Annotated in this window: 16 protein-coding genes and 1 riboswitch; of the genes, 14 read left to right on the top strand and 2 right to left on the bottom strand. The window is 63.9% G+C overall.

All coding sequences use genetic code 11. The features are described from left to right. Nucleotides 1-345: 345 nt before the first annotated feature. The 5 genes from BLP99_RS09925 to BLP99_RS09945 all read left to right on the top strand — a co-directional run bounded on the left by BLP99_RS09925 (nucleotide 346) and on the right by BLP99_RS09945 (nucleotide 4,917). Nucleotides 346-1,404 carry a DUF2066 domain-containing protein gene (locus BLP99_RS09925; protein WP_072459621.1) on the top strand — a complete coding sequence of 353 codons (1,059 nt, stop codon included), beginning with the start codon at nucleotides 346-348 and terminating at the stop codon, nucleotides 1,402-1,404. 29 nt (nucleotides 1,405-1,433) lie between these two features. Further along, the gene (locus BLP99_RS09930) at nucleotides 1,434-2,507 is read left to right on the top strand and encodes an AI-2E family transporter (RefSeq protein WP_072394029.1); all 1,074 of its coding nucleotides are present in this window, start codon (nucleotides 1,434-1,436) and stop codon (nucleotides 2,505-2,507) included. A gap of 167 nt (nucleotides 2,508-2,674) precedes the next feature. Next, nucleotides 2,675-3,379, top strand: coding sequence for a DnaA regulatory inactivator Hda (gene hda / locus BLP99_RS09935; RefSeq protein WP_003178999.1), 705 nt, complete (start codon nucleotides 2,675-2,677; stop codon nucleotides 3,377-3,379). A gap of 212 nt (nucleotides 3,380-3,591) precedes the next feature. Then, nucleotides 3,592-4,218, top strand: coding sequence for a C40 family peptidase (locus BLP99_RS09940; protein ID WP_072394026.1), 627 nt, complete (start codon nucleotides 3,592-3,594; stop codon nucleotides 4,216-4,218). Nucleotides 4,219-4,383: 165 nt separating this feature from the next. Then, nucleotides 4,384-4,917: a C40 family peptidase gene (locus BLP99_RS09945; protein WP_072394023.1), complete on the top strand. Its 534-nt coding sequence runs from the start codon at nucleotides 4,384-4,386 to the stop codon at nucleotides 4,915-4,917. A 181-nt stretch (nucleotides 4,918-5,098) separates the two neighbouring features. On the opposite strand, the gene BLP99_RS09950 is transcribed toward BLP99_RS09945, so the two are convergent. Both BLP99_RS09950 and BLP99_RS09955 read right to left on the bottom strand, forming a co-directional pair. Then, nucleotides 5,099-6,409 (bottom strand): PQQ-dependent sugar dehydrogenase, encoded by a 1,311-nt coding sequence (locus BLP99_RS09950; protein WP_072394020.1) that lies wholly within the window; start codon nucleotides 6,407-6,409, stop codon nucleotides 5,099-5,101. A 66-nt stretch (nucleotides 6,410-6,475) separates the two neighbouring features. Next, nucleotides 6,476-7,060, bottom strand: a complete 585-nt coding sequence (locus BLP99_RS09955) for a hypothetical protein (RefSeq protein WP_072394149.1) — start codon at nucleotides 7,058-7,060, stop codon at nucleotides 6,476-6,478. Between the two features lie 160 nt (nucleotides 7,061-7,220). Next, nucleotides 7,221-7,431, top strand: a riboswitch (cobalamin riboswitch). Between the two features lie 80 nt (nucleotides 7,432-7,511). On the opposite strand from BLP99_RS09955, the gene cobO reads away from it, so the two are divergent. From cobO to cobC, 9 genes are all read left to right on the top strand, one after another. After that, entirely contained in the window at nucleotides 7,512-8,138 is a 627-nt protein-coding gene (gene cobO / locus BLP99_RS09960) for a cob(I)yrinic acid a,c-diamide adenosyltransferase (RefSeq protein ID WP_207956415.1), read from the top strand. Nucleotides 8,139-8,149: 11 nt separating this feature from the next. Beyond that, complete coding sequence (locus BLP99_RS09965; protein ID WP_072394146.1) at nucleotides 8,150-9,517, top strand: cobyrinic acid a,c-diamide synthase CobB; 1,368 nt, start codon at nucleotides 8,150-8,152, stop codon at nucleotides 9,515-9,517. Continuing rightward, nucleotides 9,514-10,164, top strand: coding sequence for a 5,6-dimethylbenzimidazole synthase (gene bluB / locus BLP99_RS09970; protein WP_072394017.1), 651 nt, complete (start codon nucleotides 9,514-9,516; stop codon nucleotides 10,162-10,164). The genes BLP99_RS09965 and bluB overlap by 4 nt, the downstream gene beginning before the upstream one ends. Then, nucleotides 10,161-11,069 carry an adenosylcobinamide-phosphate synthase CbiB gene (gene cbiB / locus BLP99_RS09975; protein WP_072394014.1) on the top strand — a complete coding sequence of 303 codons (909 nt, stop codon included), beginning with the start codon at nucleotides 10,161-10,163 and terminating at the stop codon, nucleotides 11,067-11,069. Before bluB ends, cbiB begins: the two co-directional genes overlap by 4 nt. Next, on the top strand, nucleotides 11,062-12,054 hold the full coding sequence (gene cobD / locus BLP99_RS09980) for a threonine-phosphate decarboxylase CobD (protein WP_072394011.1): 993 nt from the start codon (nucleotides 11,062-11,064) through the stop codon (nucleotides 12,052-12,054). Before cbiB ends, cobD begins: the two co-directional genes overlap by 8 nt. Continuing rightward, entirely contained in the window at nucleotides 12,051-13,502 is a 1,452-nt protein-coding gene (locus BLP99_RS09985; protein ID WP_092180250.1) for a cobyric acid synthase, read from the top strand. The genes cobD and BLP99_RS09985 overlap by 4 nt, the downstream gene beginning before the upstream one ends. A 150-nt stretch (nucleotides 13,503-13,652) precedes the next feature. Continuing rightward, a complete protein-coding gene (gene cobU / locus BLP99_RS09990) occupies nucleotides 13,653-14,174 on the top strand; it encodes a bifunctional adenosylcobinamide kinase/adenosylcobinamide-phosphate guanylyltransferase (protein ID WP_072394005.1) in 522 nt (173 codons plus the stop codon). Beyond that, entirely contained in the window at nucleotides 14,171-15,226 is a 1,056-nt protein-coding gene (gene cobT, locus BLP99_RS09995; protein ID WP_092180252.1) for a nicotinate-nucleotide--dimethylbenzimidazole phosphoribosyltransferase, read from the top strand. Before cobU ends, cobT begins: the two co-directional genes overlap by 4 nt. Continuing rightward, nucleotides 15,223-15,798 carry an alpha-ribazole phosphatase family protein gene (gene cobC / locus BLP99_RS10000; RefSeq protein WP_072431634.1) on the top strand — a complete coding sequence of 192 codons (576 nt, stop codon included), beginning with the start codon at nucleotides 15,223-15,225 and terminating at the stop codon, nucleotides 15,796-15,798. Before cobT ends, cobC begins: the two co-directional genes overlap by 4 nt.

Below are 15,798 nucleotides of genomic sequence, written 5' to 3' on the forward strand. Positions count from 1 at the left end.
GATTTCTGGGTAACGACCGACCGCCGGGGCCATTGAATACTCGTTGTGCGAGTGATTCCGGATGCCCAGCCGTTGCCGGTCTGCGAAGGCGCGCGATTTTATCAGGCTTGTGGGGCAGCGGCCATCCTCGCGCCGACGGGCAGGAACATATCCGCAGAAAAAAACCGATATTTCTTCTATTGGTGCTGCACGATGCGGCTGTATAAGGTGTAGCCGTAACCGGCTATGGTGACGACCGCGCAAAACTTCCATCGGTGTGTGAGTGTTTTGGCGCATGCCGTGGTCACAGCCATGCTTCGTTTTCTTCACACGGCCTGTTCCAGCCGTCATGTCCGGGAATCTTCCATGCGTCTGATCAAATTCTTGTCTGTGGGCTGCCTGGCGTTGATCAGCCTGGCGAGCCAGGCCGAACCCCTCAATGGTCTTTATCAAGTCTACGAGCCCGTCGCGAGCCAGTCGCCGGACGAGCGCAACCAGGCGACATTGCGCGCCCTGGACACGCTGGTGCTGCGTCTGACCGGCGATGCCGGGGCGGCACAGAACCCCGGGCTGGCGGCGCTCCGCAAGGACCCGCAGCAGATCATTCTCCAGTATGGCTACGACGCCGGCCCTCCCGAGAGCCTGAAGGTGGACTTCGATCCGGTGAGCACCGATCGCGCCCTGCGTTCGGCAGGGCTGTCACTGTGGGGCGCGAACCGGCCTTCGATCCTGGGCTGGTGGCTGAACGACTCGACCGAGGGTTCGAGCCTGGTGGGTGACGGGCAGCCCAGCGCCGCGCCGTTGCGCCGCGCCGCCCAGCATCGGGGCTTGCCACTGCTATTGCCACTGGCTGACCTGAGCGAACAGATCGTCGCTACCGCGCCGAACCTGGAGGGCACTGACCCGGCTCCGTTGCGCGCCGCATCGGAGCGCTACGGCGCCGATGCGCTGCTGGCGGTCCATGCCAAGGAAGAGGGCGGTCAGTGGAAGGGCACCTGGCGCCTGTGGCTGGGCAATCAACGGGAACAGGGCAGTGCCCAGGGCGCCGATGCCGCCGCGCTGGCCGATGCGGTGATGCTGGCGGTGAGTCAGCGTCTGGCCCCGCGCTTCGTCGCCAAGCCAGGGGTGGCAACCGAACAGTTGCTGGAAGTGCAGGGCATGAACTTCGAGCGTTATGCCGCCCTGGGGCGTTTGCTGGAGCCGTTCGGCGGGCAATTGCAGCGGGTCGAAGGGGATCGGATCGTCTATCGGGTCAATGGCAGTGCGGAGCAGCTCAAGGCGCAGCTGGCCCTGGCGAAACTGCAGGAAATTCCGGCCGGCGAGAGCATCGCGCCCGTTCCTGCGGCACAACCGCCAGCCGAGGGTTCGGCCACGGCCCCCGCTGCGCCCCCCGCACCGACGGCCAACCTGCGGTTTCGCTGGTAGTTTTCCTTCTATATAGCCAGGAGTTGTTCATGGGTGATACGCGGCGTTGGTTCTGGTTGGGCGGGGTCGCCCTGCTGTGCGCGCTAATCTATCTGTTGCATCCGATTCTGACCCCGTTCCTGGTGGCGCTGCTCTTGGCCTATCTGTTCGATCCGGTGGTGGATCGCCTGGAGAAGCTCGGCCTGTCGCGGACCTGGGGCGTGGTGACGGTGTTTGCCCTGTTTACCCTGATCGTCATCGCGCTGTTGCTGGTGTTGATTCCCATGCTGGCCAAGCAACTGCTGCGCCTGTATGAACTGGCACCGCAGATGCTCGATTGGCTACAGCACACAGCAGTGCCCTGGGTACAGTCCAGGCTGGGTCTGGCGGATGGTTTCTGGAAGTTCGACAAGGTCAAGGCTGCCATCAGCGAACATATGGGCCAGACCACCGACATCGTTGGCGTGGTGCTGAGCCAGGCCACAGCCTCGAGCCTGGCCTTGATGGGGTGGCTGGCGAACCTGGTGCTGATTCCGGTGGTGAGTTTCTATCTGTTGCGGGACTGGGACCTGATGATGGCCAAGATCCGCGGCCTGCTGCCGCGTCACCGGGAGGAGCAGATCATGACCCTCACCGGCGAATGCCACGAGGTGCTGGGTGCGTTTGTGCGGGGGCAGTTGCTGGTGATGGTGGCGCTGGGCTTCATCTATGCGGCGGGACTGATGCTGGTTGGGCTGGAGTTGGGTCTGCTGATCGGCATGATCGCCGGCCTGGCGGCCATCGTACCGTACATGGGCTTCGTGATCGGTATCGGCGCGGCGTTGATCGCCGGGCTGTTCCAGTTTGGTGGCGACCTGTATCCCATGGTCGGCATCGTGGCGGTATTCATGGTGGGCCAGGCCCTGGAAGGCATGGTGCTGACTCCGTTGCTGGTGGGCGATCGCATCGGCCTGCACCCGGTGGCGGTGATCTTCGCGATCCTGGCAGGCGGTGAGTTGTTTGGTTTTACCGGGATCCTGCTGGCGCTGCCGGTGGCGGCGGTCATCATGGTGCTGGTGCGCCACGCGCGTGACCTGTATAAGGATTCGGACCTCTACAGTGGCGTCGAAGACCCCGATCTGTAGGGCGCGACCGGCCGGGGCGCCAGGGAAATGGTCGCCATGCCGTGTTGCTGCTGCAAACCTTTGATTTTGCTCGTGGAGCGGCGCATTGTGCGGTCTGCTTCACGAGTATAAACTTTGCGAACTTTACACAGAGGCCACTAACGGTTCCTTGGAACTGTCCAGCCAGCATGAAACCGATTCAGTTGCCCCTAGGTGTGCGTCTGCGTGATGACGCCACCTTCATCAACTACTACCCAGGCGCGAATGCCGCTGCACTCGGCTATGTCGAGCGGCTATGCGAAGCCGACGCCGGCTGGACCGAGAGTCTGATCTACCTGTGGGGCAAGGATGGGGTTGGGCGTACGCACCTGTTGCAGGCGGCCTGCCTGAGATTCGAGCAATTGGGCGAGCCGGCGGTGTACCTGCCATTGGCTGAATTGCTGGACCGTGGCGTTGAAATCCTCGACAACCTCGAACAATACGAACTGGTCTGCCTGGACGATCTCCAGGCCGTGGCCGGCAAGGCCGATTGGGAAGAGGCGCTGTTTCATCTTTTCAACCGGTTGCGGGACAGTGGTCGGCGCCTGCTGATCGCTGCCTCCACGTCTCCCCGGGAGTTGCCGGTAAAGCTGGCGGACCTCAAGTCTCGTCTCACCCTGGCGCTGATCTTCCAGATGCGTCCGCTTTCCGATGAAGACAAGCTGCGTGCCTTGCAGTTGCGCGCTTCCCGGCGCGGACTGCATCTGACCGATGAGGTGGGGCATTTCATTCTTACCCGTGGCACCCGCAGCATGAGTGCACTGTTCGAGTTGCTCGAGCGCCTCGACCAGGCCTCCCTTCAAGCCCAGCGCAAGCTGACCATTCCTTTCTTGAAAGAAACCTTGGGCTGGTAGAGCCTGTCCGACTAGTGGCTCTTGGCCTGCTTTGCGCACGAGCAAACCCGCGGCCCTGCTGGGTTGCAGGCCACGCGACATTCAAAATGGGCTTAAGCGCTTAGATGTGATGGCAAAACCGGGAAGTCACATTTTTATCGATTGAATTTGCAAATGAAGTCGATAGAAGGCATAGTCTCGCCATCTTTACAACTACAGCCACGGTCGTGCCCATGCTAAATCGCTTCGCACCCCTCGTGCCTCTCGCACTCGTTACCCTGTTGTTCGGTTGCGCTGCCCACTCCCCAGTGACCCAGCAAGAGCAGCAACCACAGGTCAAGAATTCCGTTACCGCCCAGTCTTCCTCCGTTGCGTTCCAGGAAGAAGTGGCCTCCGACAAAGAGCTGGCGGCCTTCGCCAGCAACAAGCCCTATCAGCTTCCCGTGCTGGCCGACAGCATCCTGGAGCGTGGCATGTCCCTGATCGGGACCCGCTACCGTTTTGGCGGCACCTCCGAGGCGGGCTTCGATTGCAGCGGTTTCATCGGTTATCTGTTTCGCGAAGAGGCCGGCATGAACCTGCCGCGCTCCACCCGCGAAATGATCAACGTGAATGCCCCGCTGGTGGCTCGCAATCAACTGGAGCCGGGTGACTTGCTGTTTTTCAGCACCAATGGGCGCCGTGGACGTGTCAGCCACGCCGGTATCTACCTGGGTGACAACCAGTTCATCCACTCCAGCAGCCGTCGCAGCGGTGGCGTACGCATCGATAGCCTCGGTGACAGCTACTGGAGCAAGACCTTCATCGAAGCCAAGCGCGCCCTGGCCATGGCGCCGACTGTGGTCACCGCTCGCAAGTAAGCGCACAGTTTGTAAGGCAAACTTAAAGTCTTACTTGAAGTTTGCCTCATAGCCGCTAGAATCCTTGATCATTGATTGATGGCAATCCGCCTGCGTCCCAGCAGGCGGATTTGTTTTCATGCCCCGGCAGGAAAAAGCCGCATCCAGATCAGGATCGTTCTGCATATGTCGACGTCGGCCCGCCTCGCTCCCCTTCTCCTGGCCGCGCTGCTCAGCGCATGCGCCAGTCGAACCCCGCCCCCTGCGCCTGTGCGTGCTCCGGTGGTATTCGCTCCCTCGCAACCCGTGTCCCCGGCCGCCGAAGACGTACTCTTCCGGGCGCTTGGCCTGGTGGGCACGCCTTATCGCTGGGGTGGCAACACACCGGATTCGGGTTTCGATTGCAGCGGCCTGATCGGTTATGTCTATCGCGACGCGGCCGGTATTTCCCTGCCACGTTCGACCCGCGAAATGATCGGCATGCGAGCCCCGGAAGTCGGTAAGGATGCGTTGCAGAGCGGGGATCTGGTTTTCTTCGCCACCAATGGCGGTTCCCAGGTCAGCCACGCCGGAATCTACGTCGGAGAGGGCCGTTTCGTGCATGCGCCGGCCACCGGTGGGACGGTCAAGCTCGATAGCCTGTCCAAGGCCTATTGGCAGAAGGCTTACCTGGGCGCCAAGCGTGTATTGCAGCCGGAGCATCTGGCACGCAATCCCTGACGTGGATTTTCAGGTCAGCGAAGACCTGTGGCGAGGGGATTTACCCCCGCTGGGCTGCAAAGCAGCCCCAAAGACAGCGGCTTGGATGCGATCGGCCTGAAAACTCCGCATTTCAAGCTCTAGGGCTGCTGCGCAGCCCCGCGGGGATAAATCCCCTCGCCACAGAAGAGTGCGATCAGCGCTATTGGGCAGACACCCGCCAGATCTTGTTCCCCACATCATCGGCTACCAGCAATCCACCCTGTTTGTCGATCACGACACCTACCGGGCGGCCCTGGGCTTTTTCGTCGGCGTTCAGGAAGCCGCTCAGCACATCGACAGGTTGCCCGACCGGCTTGCCAGCACTGAAGGGGACGAAAATCACTTTGTAGCCACTGTGGGGCTTGCGATTCCATGAGCCATGCTGCCCGATGAACGCTCCCTCGGTAAATGGCGCGGGGAGGTTGCTGCCCTCGGCGAAGGTCAGGCCCAGCGACGCGGTGTGAGGCCCGACGGCATAGTCCGGGGCTATGGCTTTGGCCACCAGGTCCGGTTTCTGGGGCTCGACCCGAGTATCGACATGCTGCCCGTAATAGCTGTAGGGCCAGCCATAGAAGCCGCCATCCTTGACCGAGGTGATGTAGTCCGGCACCAGGTCGCTGCCGATCTCGTCCCGTTCGTTCACCGCTGTCCACAGCGCTCCGCTGCGCGGCTCCCAGGCCAGGCCGTTGGGGTTGCGCAGGCCCGAGGCAAAGATGCGGTGGTTGCCGCTGGCGCGGTCCACTTCCCAGATGGCCGCACGACCTTCTTCAGCCTCCATGCCGTTCTCCGCGACGTTACTGTTCGAGCCGGTGGTGACGTACAGCTTGCTGCCGTCGCGGCTGGCGATGACGTTTTTGGTCCAGTGGTGGTTGAGCGTGCCGCCCGGCAAGTCGACGACCTTGGTGGGCTGCGCCTTGATTTGCGTGTCGCCGTCCTTGTAGGGAAAACGAATCAACCGGTCAGTGTCGGCCACGTACAGGTCATTGCCCACCAGGGTCATGCCGAACGGCGAGTTGAGGTTCTCCAGGAAAACCGTGCGGGTTTCGGCGATGCCGTCGTGATTGGCGTCACGCAGCAGTGTGATGCGATTGGGGCTTGGCACTCCGGCGCCGGCGCGACCCATGACCTTTTTCATCACCCAGCCGCGCACGCCCTTGGAATCGTCTGGCTTGGGCGGGGCATTGGTTTCGGCTACCAGCACATCGCCGTTGGGCAGCACATAGAGCCAGCGTGGATGATCCAGGCCTTCGGCGAAAGCCTTCACTTGCAGGCCCTGGGCCGGCGTCGGCTTGGCGCCGTCCGGCCAGCCGACAGCTTCGGCGATGTTCACGGTGGGGATCAGGGTCTTGTTCGGTTCCGGCAGCTTCGGCGATGGGCCGGTGCCATCGGACACTTGCAGCGTGGACGATTCGCCGCAAGCGACAAGCCCTGCGGCAAGGACAATGGTCAGGAGATGAGGCGGCTTGAGCATGCTGGCTTCCCTATGAATGCATGTGGTTATTCATAGAGAAGCGTAGACGCGCGATGGTTCCACCCGTCAGCCGTGGGCCTGCTTGAACAGCACGGCGATCCCCGGATGATAATGACCGGCCTCGTTGCGCAACTTGCGATAGGCGTAAGGGAAATACCAGGCCACGGCGCAGGTGTTTTCCTTCTGCAGTTCATCGACCATGTCCTGCAGCTCTTCGGGCGTGGTGCTTTGCTGGGCTTTTTGCGGCGCGACGAACAGGCAGCCCAGCTTCAGGTCGCTGGCGTAGCTGATGCGCTTGGCGTCGCTGGTGGCTTCGAGCAAGGGCTGGGTCAGGTTGAGGTTCTTGACCTTTGGCCAGCGCTGGGTGGCCTGGATGAAGGCGCGCTCATCCGTACCGGCAATGAACAGGTGGGCCCTGGCGTTGCGTTCGCCTTCTTCATTCTGCTTGCGGGTCGGGGCGTCCTGCAGCGTGACCATCTCGGCCATCCAGGCCGCTGCCGAGAGCAATCCCAGGTTGGCTTTTTCGTCGAACCAGTACGGCGTGTCGTTATCCCCGCGCACGGTGTTGTAGCGATCGATGCAGTCGAACCAGCGTTCGAGCATCGGGCGCAGGAACTCCAGTTTTGGATTGCTGATGATCATGCCTTGCATGCGTTGCCCCCTGTTGTTCTTGTGATATCGGGTGGTAATGTCCATTTGATATCATTTGCCGCAGCATGGCACAACATTGACGTCATTTTATTGATCCTGGCCAATAAGCGACGCCCGGCCCGCGGTGGCTTTAATTGACGCTCCTGCCCCAACCCTCTAACCTTCGCGGCTTGTTTCAGGTGCTTTGTGGCCGCAGGCCGACAAAGTGAAACAGGGAAGCCGGTGAGCCCATGCGAGCCCGGCGCTGCCCCCGCAACGGTAAATGAGTCAAGGCTGCCCATGAGCCACTGCGTCCAAGGACGTGGGAAGGCGGGTAGCCCGGCATCACGCCGCTCATGAGCCCGGAGACCGGCCTGATCCATTCAACGGCGTCACGGTGGGCGATGCCAGGCTTGTTGCCGTCTCTTTTTGTGCCCGCCCGCCGTTATCCAGTCCCAACGGAGGCCTCCCCATGACCGGTTCCCCCATTTCCGATGCGTCCGATCGCGACGAACGTCACCTGGCGCGCATGCTGCGCAAGAAAGCCGTGATCGACGAGCGTATTGCCAACGCGCCGAACGAGTGCGGCCTGCTGCTGGTGCTGAGCGGCAACGGCAAGGGCAAGAGCAGCTCTGCGTTCGGCATGCTCGCGCGGGCCATGGGGCATGGCATGCAATGCGGCGTGGTGCAGTTCATCAAGGGGCGCAACAGCACCGGGGAAGAACTGTTTTTCCGTCGCTTCCCGGAGCAGGTGCGTTTTCATGTGATGGGGGAAGGATTTACCTGGGAAACCCAGGACCGCCAGCGCGATATCGCTGCTGCCGAAGCCGCCTGGGCGGTGTCGCGCCAGTTGCTGGGCGATCCGTCCATCGGCCTGGTCGTGCTCGATGAACTCAATATCGCCCTCAAGCATGGATACCTGGACCTGGACCAGGTGCTGAGCGACCTGCAGGCCCGCCCGCCCATGCAGCATGTGGTGGTGACCGGGCGTGGCGCCAAGCCGGAAATGATCGAGTTGGCGGATACCGTCACCGAGATGGGCATGATCAAGCACGCCTTCCAGGCCGGCATCAAGGCGCAGAAGGGCGTCGAGCTGTGAGCGATGCCCGCATGCACAGCCGCCAGTGCCCGGCCGTCCTGATCGCAGCCCCTGCCTCGGGGCAGGGCAAGACCACCGTCACCGCCGCGCTGGCCCGGTTGCATCGCACCCAGGGGCGCAGGGTGCGGGTATTCAAGTGCGGTCCGGATTTTCTCGATCCGATGATCCTGGAGCGCGCCAGCGGTGCGCCGGTCTATCAGCTGGACATGTGGATGGTCGGCGAGCAGGAAAGTCGACGGCTGTTGTGGGAAGCCGCCGGGGAGGCGGACCTGATCCTGATCGAAGGCGTGATGGGGCTGTTCGACGGCACCCCGTCCAGTGCCGACCTGGCGCGGCATTTCGGTGTACCGGTGCTGGCGGTGATCGACGGAACGGCCATGGCCCAGACGTTCGGCGCCCTGGCCCTGGGCCTGGCGCGTTATCAAGCGGACCTGCCGTTTGCCGGGGTGCTGGCCAACCGGGTCGGCACCTTGCGGCATGCGCAACTGCTCGAAGGCAGCCTGACCGAAGGGCTGCGCTGGTACGGCGCGTTGTCCCGGGAGACCGGTATCGAATTGCCCAGCCGTCACCTCGGCCTGGTCCAGGCCAGTGAGCTGAATGATCTGGATCTGCGCCTCGATGCTGCCGCCGAGGCCCTGGCGAGCAGTTGCGAAGTGACGCTGCCGCCGGCCGTGACGTTTGCCGCACCCGAGGTGGTGGCCGTGCAACCCTGGCTCGACGGCGTCCGTATCGCCGTGGCGCGGGACGAAGCGTTTGCGTTCACCTACGGCGCAAGCCTCGACCTGCTGCGGGCCATGGGCGCGCAGTTGAGCTTTTTCTCTCCGATCCATGACACGACGCTGCCCGAAGCGGACAGCCTCTACCTGCCTGGCGGTTACCCGGAGCTGCACCATGTCGCCCTGGCCCGGAACGCGTCGATGCTGGCGGCGATCCGGGCTCACCATGAGGCCGGCAAGCCCTTGCTGGCCGAATGCGGCGGCATGTTGTACCTGCTGGATTCGCTGACCGATGTCGAAGGTACTCGCGCCGAGCTGCTGGGCCTGCTGGCCGGCGAGGCGCAGATGCAGAAACGCCTGGCGGCCCTGGCCCTGCAAGCGGTGGAGCTGCCGGAAGGCACCTTGCGGGGCCATACCTACCATCATTCGCTGACCAGCACCGATGTTGCGCCGATCGCTCGTGGCCAGAGTCCCAATGGCGGGCGTGGAGCCGAGGCGGTTTTCCGGCAGGGGCGGATGACGGCTTCCTATGTTCACTTCTATTTTCCATCGAACCCGAGGGCGATCGCCGCGCTGTTCGCGCCGGTCCCCGAGGCCGCCTTCGCGAACACGTTCGATCACCTGACTCCAGTGGAAGCGGGCTTGCTCGCGAAAAGGCCATGACCGACAACGCTTTCTCCCAGGCCGAACGCGACGCCATCTACCGCGCCATCGCCGAGCGCCGCGACATGCGCCACTTCGCAGGTGGCTCGATTGAGCCGGCCTTGCTGCGGCGCCTGCTGGAAGCGGCGCATCAGGCTCCCAGCGTGGGCCTGATGCAGCCGTGGCGATTCATTCGCATCAGTGACCGCGCCCTGCGCGGCAATATCCGGCAGTTGGTGGAAGAGGAACGTGTTCGCACCGCCGAGGCCCTGGGCGAGCGTAGCGATGAGTTCATGAAGCTCAAGGTCGAAGGCATCGACGACTGCGCCGAAGTGTTGGTGGCCGCGTTGATGGATGATCGCGAGCGGCATATCTTCGGGCGTCGGACCTTGCCGGAAATGGATCTGGCCTCGCTGTCCTGCGCCATCCAGAACCTGTGGCTGGCCGCCCGTGCCGAAGGGTTGGGGATGGGCTGGGTGTCGTTGTTCGAGCCCCAGGCCCTGGCCGACCTGCTGGGGTTGCCCGTCGGCGCCAAGCCCCTGGCGATTCTGTGCCTGGGGCCGGTGCAGAGCTTTTACCCGGCTCCGATGCTCACCCTGGAGGGCTGGGCGCAATCGAGGCCGCTGAATGAACTGCTTTATGAAAACCGTTGGGGCGTGAGCTCATGAGCGTGGCACTGCTCAGCGCTGCTGCGGTGGCGTTGGATGCGTTGCTGGGCGAACCTCGACGCTGGCATCCGTTGGTGGCGTTCGGCGGATTTGCCGATCGCATCGAACAACGTTTCAACGCGGGCGGGCGCGGCTGGCGCAGCCACGGTGTCACGGCGTGGTTCATCGCCGTGGTGCCGTTGACCTTGCTGGCCACGGCCTTGTCCTGGGCCCCCCTGGTGGGTTGGCTGGTGGACATCCTGGCCTTGTACTGCGCCCTCGGACTGCGCAGCCTGGGGGAACATGTCGAGCCGGTAGCCCGGGCGTTGCGCAGTGGGGACCTGGACGAAGCGCGTCAGCGGGTGGGCTATCTGGTCAGCCGTGAGACCCGTGAGCTGGACGAAACCGCTGTCGCGCGCGCTGCCACCGAATCGGTGCTGGAGAATGGCAGCGACGCGGTATTCGCCGCCTTGTTCTGGTTCGCCGTGGCCGGCGCGCCCGGCGTGGTGTTGTACCGCTTGAGCAATACCCTCGATGCGATGTGGGGCTACCGCAACGAACGCTTCGAGCGGTTCGGTTGGGCTGCGGCCAGAATCGATGATGGCCTCAATTACATTCCGGCGCGGCTGGTGGCGTTGACCTACGCGTTGCTGGGGAAAACCCGAGTGGCGCTGCGGTGCTGGCGTCGCCAGGGGCCGACCTGGGACAGCCCCAACGCCGGGCCCGTCATGGCGGCCGGTGCCGGGGCGCTTGGGGTCGAGCTGGGAGGCGCGGCGGTTTACCACGGCGAGCTGCACCAGCGTCCGCCTTTGGGCGAGGGCGTTCCGGCGAGCGCCGATTCCATCGATCGCGGCTGGCAACTGGTCCAGCGCGGCGTATGGTTGTGGTTGCTGATCCTCTGCCTGGGAGCCGAGTTTTATGCTTGAGCACGGTGGGCGCCTGCGCAACGCGGCCCGGCAATACGGTATTGCCGAGGCGCAATGGCTCGATCTGTCCAGCGGCCTGGCGCCCTGGCCGTTCGAGGTTCCGGCGATTCCACTGCGCGCCTGGGCCCGGCTGCCTGAGACGGATGATGGGCTGGAACAGGCGGCCCGCGATTATTACGGCGCTGAGCATGTGCTGCCGGTGGCAGGTTCCCAGATGGCCATCCAGTTGTTGCCCCGCCTGCGTCGCACCGGCAAGGTCGGCGTGCTGTCGCCCTGTTACGCCGAGCACGCCGAGGCCTGGCGCCGAAGTGGCTACATCGTGCGGGAAGTGCTGGAAGCGGAAGTGGATTTCTTCCTCGACAGCCTCGATGTGCTGGTGGTGGTCAACCCGAACAACCCCACGGGCCTGAGCCTGAGCCCGGAGCGTCTGCTCGACTGGCATGCCCGGCTGGCCCAGCGCGGTGGCTGGCTGGTGGTCGATGAAGCGTTCATGGATGTCACGCCGCAACTGAGCCTGGCGGCCCATGCCCATCAGGTTGGTCTGATCGTGCTGCGTTCGTTCGGCAAGTTCTTTGGGCTGGCCGGAGTTCGCCTGGGCTTTGTATTGGCCGAGCGGCACTTGCTCAGGTTGTTGGCCGAACAGGTCGGGCCATGGGCCGTCAGCGGGCCGACGCGGGTGCTGGGGCAGGCCTGTTTGCTGGACCATGCCGCTCAGGTCCGCCAGCGACAGCGCTGTGAAGTCACCAGCCAGCGCCTGGCGCTGACCCTGGAGCGTCATGGCTTCAAGCCCCAGGGCGGCTGCGGGCTGTTCCAGTGGCTGGTGACCGAGCATGCCCAGGTGCTTCACGATTTCATGGCCCGCCGCGGCATTCTCCTGCGCTTGTTTTCCCACAACAGCAGCCTGCGGTTCGGGCTTGCAGCCGACGATGCAGAATTCCTGCGCCTCGAACAGGCGTTAGAGGCCTACACCAAGGATCTTCCATGACCACTTTGATGGTGCAGGGCACCACATCCGATGCCGGCAAAAGTACCCTGGTGACGGCGCTGTGCCGCTGGGTCCGCCGCCAGGGCGTCAGCGTGGTGCCGTTCAAGCCGCAGAACATGGCGCTCAACAGCGCGGTGACCGCCGATGGCGGCGAAATCGGGCGCGCCCAGGCAGTACAGGCCCAGGCCGCAGGCCTTGAGTCCCATACCGACATGAACCCGGTGCTGCTCAAGCCCAACAGCGACACCGGGGCCCAGGTCATCATCCATGGGCGTGCCGTGACCACCATGAACGCCGTTGCCTATCACGATTACAAAGCCATCGCGATGCAAGCGGTATTGGCCTCTCACCGGCGGTTGAGCGAGGCCTATCCGGTGGTGATGGTGGAAGGTGCGGGATCGCCGGCGGAAATCAATCTGCGGGCCGGCGACATCGCCAACATGGGCTTTGCCGAAGCGGTGGACTGCCCGGTCCTGCTGATCGCCGATATCAATCGCGGCGGGGTCTTCGCCCATCTGGTGGGCACCCTGGAATTGCTGTCGCCCAGCGAGCAGGCGCGGGTGAAAGGCTTCGTCATCAACCGATTTCGCGGCGACATCGCCTTGCTGCAGCCGGGCCTGGATTGGCTTGAGGCGCGTACCGGCAAACCGGTTATTGGCGTGTTGCCCTACGTGACGGATCTGCACCTGGAGGCCGAGGATGGCCTCGACCAGCGCCAGGCCGACAAGGTCGGGCAGGTGCTCAAGGTGGTGGTGCCGGTGTTGCCGCGCATCAGCAACCATACCGATTTCGATCCGTTGCGCCTGCACCCGCAGGTGGACCTGCAATTCATCGGCCCTGGCCAGGCCATTGCGCCGGCCGACCTGATCATCCTGCCCGGTTCGAAAAGCGTGCGCAGCGACCTGGCCTATTTGCGTGCCAACGGCTGGGAGGCGGCTATCCAACGCCACTTGCGCTATGGCGGCAAACTGCTGGGGGTCTGCGGTGGTTTGCAGATGCTCGGCCAGCAGGTCCACGACCCGCTGGGGCTGGAGGGCGCGGCGGGCTCCAGTGCGGGGCTGGGTTTGCTGGCCTTTGAAACGACGCTGGAGCACGAAAAACAACTGCGTAATGTCCGCGGGCGATTGGCCTTGGAAGAGGCTGAGGTCAGCGGCTATGAGATTCACGCGGGGGTGACCACTGGACCGGCCCTGGAAAACGCAGCGGTGTACTTGGAAGACGGCCGTTGCGACGGCGCGAAAAGTCTCGATGGGCAGATTGTCGGCACCTACCTGCATGGACTGTTCGAATCTCCCCAGGCCAGCAGTGCGTTGTTGCGCTGGGCTGGGCTACAGGATGTGCAGGCAGTGGATTACCACGGCTTGCGCGAGCGGGACATCGAGCGGTTGGCGGATCTGGTGGAGCGGCATCTGGACACTGGGTTGTTGCGTGAACTCTGCGGGATCTAGGGTGGCTGTGCCGGCCTCATCGCGGGCAAGCTCGCGTCCACATTGGATTTCTGATGACCACAGAATTCATGAACCCACAGGATCAACTGTGGGAGCGCGCTTGCTCGCGATGGCGCCAGTCGCCACACCGCCAAATAAAGGTAATGACTCATGCTCCAACTGATCCTCGGCGGCGCCCGCTCCGGCAAGAGTCGCCTGGCGGAAAAACTCGCCACGGACACTCAATTACCCGTGACCTACATCGCCACCAGCCAACCCCTGGACGGCGAGATGAACGCACGGGTCGCCCAGCACCGCGCCCGTCGCCCGGCCGAATGGGCGCTGGTGGAAGAACCCTTGGCCCTGGCCCGGGTGCTACAGGAAAACGCCGCACCCGGGCAATGCCTGCTGGTGGATTGCTTGACCCTGTGGTTGACCAACCTGCTGATGCTCGACGACGCCGAGCGGTTGAACGCAGAACGCGATGCGCTGCTGGACTGCCTTGCTGCGCTGCCCGGCGACATCATTTTTGTCAGCAACGAGACCGGCATGGGTGTCGTGCCGCTGGGTGAGTTGACTCGCCGTTATGTCGATGAAGCCGGTTGGCTGCATCAAGCCTTGGCCGAACGGTGTCAGCGTGTCGTGCTGACCGTCGCCGGCCTGCCCCTGACTCTCAAAGGTACTGCGTCATGACTCACCGCTGGTGGCTGGACCCCTGCAAGCCCCTCGATACCCAGGTCCTGGAACAGGCCGCGGCTCGTCAGCAACAGCTGACCAAACCGGCCGGCTCACTCGGCCGGCTGGAGTCGGTGGCGGTGCAACTGGCGGGGTTGCAAGGGCAGCTCAAGCCGAGTCTGGATCAAATCTGGATCGCGATTTTTGCCGGCGATCATGGAGTCGTGGCCGAGGGCGTATCAGCCTTCCCCCAAGAAGTGACCGGGCAGATGCTGCTCAACTTCGTCAGCGGCGGCGCGGCCATCAGTGTCCTGGCGCGGCAACTGGAGGCCCGGCTGGAAGTGGTGGACCTGGGCACGGTGACGCCGTCGCTCGAATTGGCGGGTGTCAGGCATCTGCGGGTCGGGCCTGGCACCGCGAATTTTCTCCATGGCGCGGCGATGACCCCGAAGCAGGGCGTGCAGGCTTTGCAAGCGGGGCACGACAGCGTGGCGCGCGCGGTCGAGGTCGGCACGCAGTTGTTCATCGGTGGCGAAATGGGCATCGGCAACACCACCGCGGCCAGCGCCCTGGCTTGCGCCTTGCTGGATTGCCCGGTGGCTCACCTGGTGGGGCCGGGTACGGGACTGGACGCGGCGGGTATCAGCCGCAAGGCGCTGGTCATCGAACGCGCCCTGGCGTTGCATGGTGCCCAGGGCAACGACCCGCTGCAGACGCTGTTCAACCTGGGCGGTTTTGAAATCGCAGCGCTGGTCGGTGCCTACCTGGCCTGTGCCCAACAAGGTGTCGCGGTGCTGGTGGACGGTTTCATCTGCAGTGTCGCGGCATTGGTGGCGGTGCGGCTCAATCCGGGCTGCCGGCCATGGCTTCTGTTCGCCCATCGCGGTGCCGAGCCAGGGCATCTCCATGTGCTGGAAACCCTCGGAGCCGAACCGCTGCTCGATCTGGGCCTGCGCCTGGGCGAGGGCAGCGGCGCGGCGCTGGCGGTGCCGCTGTTGCGCCTGGCTTGTGGCCTGCACGGGCAGATGGCGACGTTTGCCGAGGCCGCCGTGGCGGATCGCCCGGCATGACCTTGCGCCTGGACCTGTTGCGTCACGGCGAAACCGAGCTGGGAGGCGGGCTGCGAGGCAGTCTCGACGATGCCCTGACGGCCAAGGGGTGGGAGCAGATGCACACGGCCGTCGCTCAAGGCGGGCCCTGGGATCGGCTGGTGAGTTCACCCTTGCAGCGCTGTGCCCGTTTCGCCGAACAACTCGGCGCCCGGCTCAACGTGCCGGTGCACTTGGAAAAAGACCTGCAAGAGCTGCATTTTGGCGCCTGGGAAGGTCGCAGCGCAGCGGCGTTGATGGACACTGATGCCGAGGCACTGGGCCAGTTCTGGGCCGATCCCTACCGGTTCACCCCGCCCGACGGCGAGCCGGTACTGGCGTTCTCGACACGGGTCCTGGCGGCGGTGGACCGTCTGCATGCGGCCTATGCGGGGCAGCGCGTCCTGCTGGTCAGTCATGGCGGTGTGATGCGATTGCTGCTGGCTCGTGCCCGGGGGCTGCCACGGGAGCAGTTGCTCAACGTCGAAGTGGCCCATGGCGCGCTGTTTTCACTGCGCGTGTCCTCCGGTTCGGTTCTGGCGGAGATGACCTGA

This window comes from Pseudomonas sp. NFACC32-1, from assembly GCF_900101215.1.
Taxonomy (GTDB): Bacteria; Pseudomonadota; Gammaproteobacteria; order Pseudomonadales; family Pseudomonadaceae; genus Aquipseudomonas.

Coding starts and splice junctions, on each gene's coding strand:
- BLP99_RS09925 (WP_072459621.1), top strand. CDS start 346: ATGCGTCTGATCAAATTCTTGTCTGTGGGCTGCCTGGCGTTGATCAGC.
- BLP99_RS09930 (WP_072394029.1), top strand. CDS start 1,434: ATGGGTGATACGCGGCGTTGGTTCTGGTTGGGCGGGGTCGCCCTGCTG.
- hda (WP_003178999.1), top strand. CDS start 2,675: ATGAAACCGATTCAGTTGCCCCTAGGTGTGCGTCTGCGTGATGACGCC.
- BLP99_RS09940 (WP_072394026.1), top strand. CDS start 3,592: ATGCTAAATCGCTTCGCACCCCTCGTGCCTCTCGCACTCGTTACCCTG.
- BLP99_RS09945 (WP_072394023.1), top strand. CDS start 4,384: ATGTCGACGTCGGCCCGCCTCGCTCCCCTTCTCCTGGCCGCGCTGCTC.
- BLP99_RS09950 (WP_072394020.1), bottom strand. CDS start 6,409: ATGCTCAAGCCGCCTCATCTCCTGACCATTGTCCTTGCCGCAGGGCTT.
- BLP99_RS09955 (WP_072394149.1), bottom strand. CDS start 7,060: ATGCAAGGCATGATCATCAGCAATCCAAAACTGGAGTTCCTGCGCCCG.
- cobO (WP_207956415.1), top strand. CDS start 7,512: ATGACCGGTTCCCCCATTTCCGATGCGTCCGATCGCGACGAACGTCAC.
- BLP99_RS09965 (WP_072394146.1), top strand. CDS start 8,150: ATGCACAGCCGCCAGTGCCCGGCCGTCCTGATCGCAGCCCCTGCCTCG.
- bluB (WP_072394017.1), top strand. CDS start 9,514: ATGACCGACAACGCTTTCTCCCAGGCCGAACGCGACGCCATCTACCGC.
- cbiB (WP_072394014.1), top strand. CDS start 10,161: ATGAGCGTGGCACTGCTCAGCGCTGCTGCGGTGGCGTTGGATGCGTTG.
- cobD (WP_072394011.1), top strand. CDS start 11,062: ATGCTTGAGCACGGTGGGCGCCTGCGCAACGCGGCCCGGCAATACGGT.
- BLP99_RS09985 (WP_092180250.1), top strand. CDS start 12,051: ATGACCACTTTGATGGTGCAGGGCACCACATCCGATGCCGGCAAAAGT.
- cobU (WP_072394005.1), top strand. CDS start 13,653: ATGCTCCAACTGATCCTCGGCGGCGCCCGCTCCGGCAAGAGTCGCCTG.
- cobT (WP_092180252.1), top strand. CDS start 14,171: ATGACTCACCGCTGGTGGCTGGACCCCTGCAAGCCCCTCGATACCCAG.
- cobC (WP_072431634.1), top strand. CDS start 15,223: ATGACCTTGCGCCTGGACCTGTTGCGTCACGGCGAAACCGAGCTGGGA.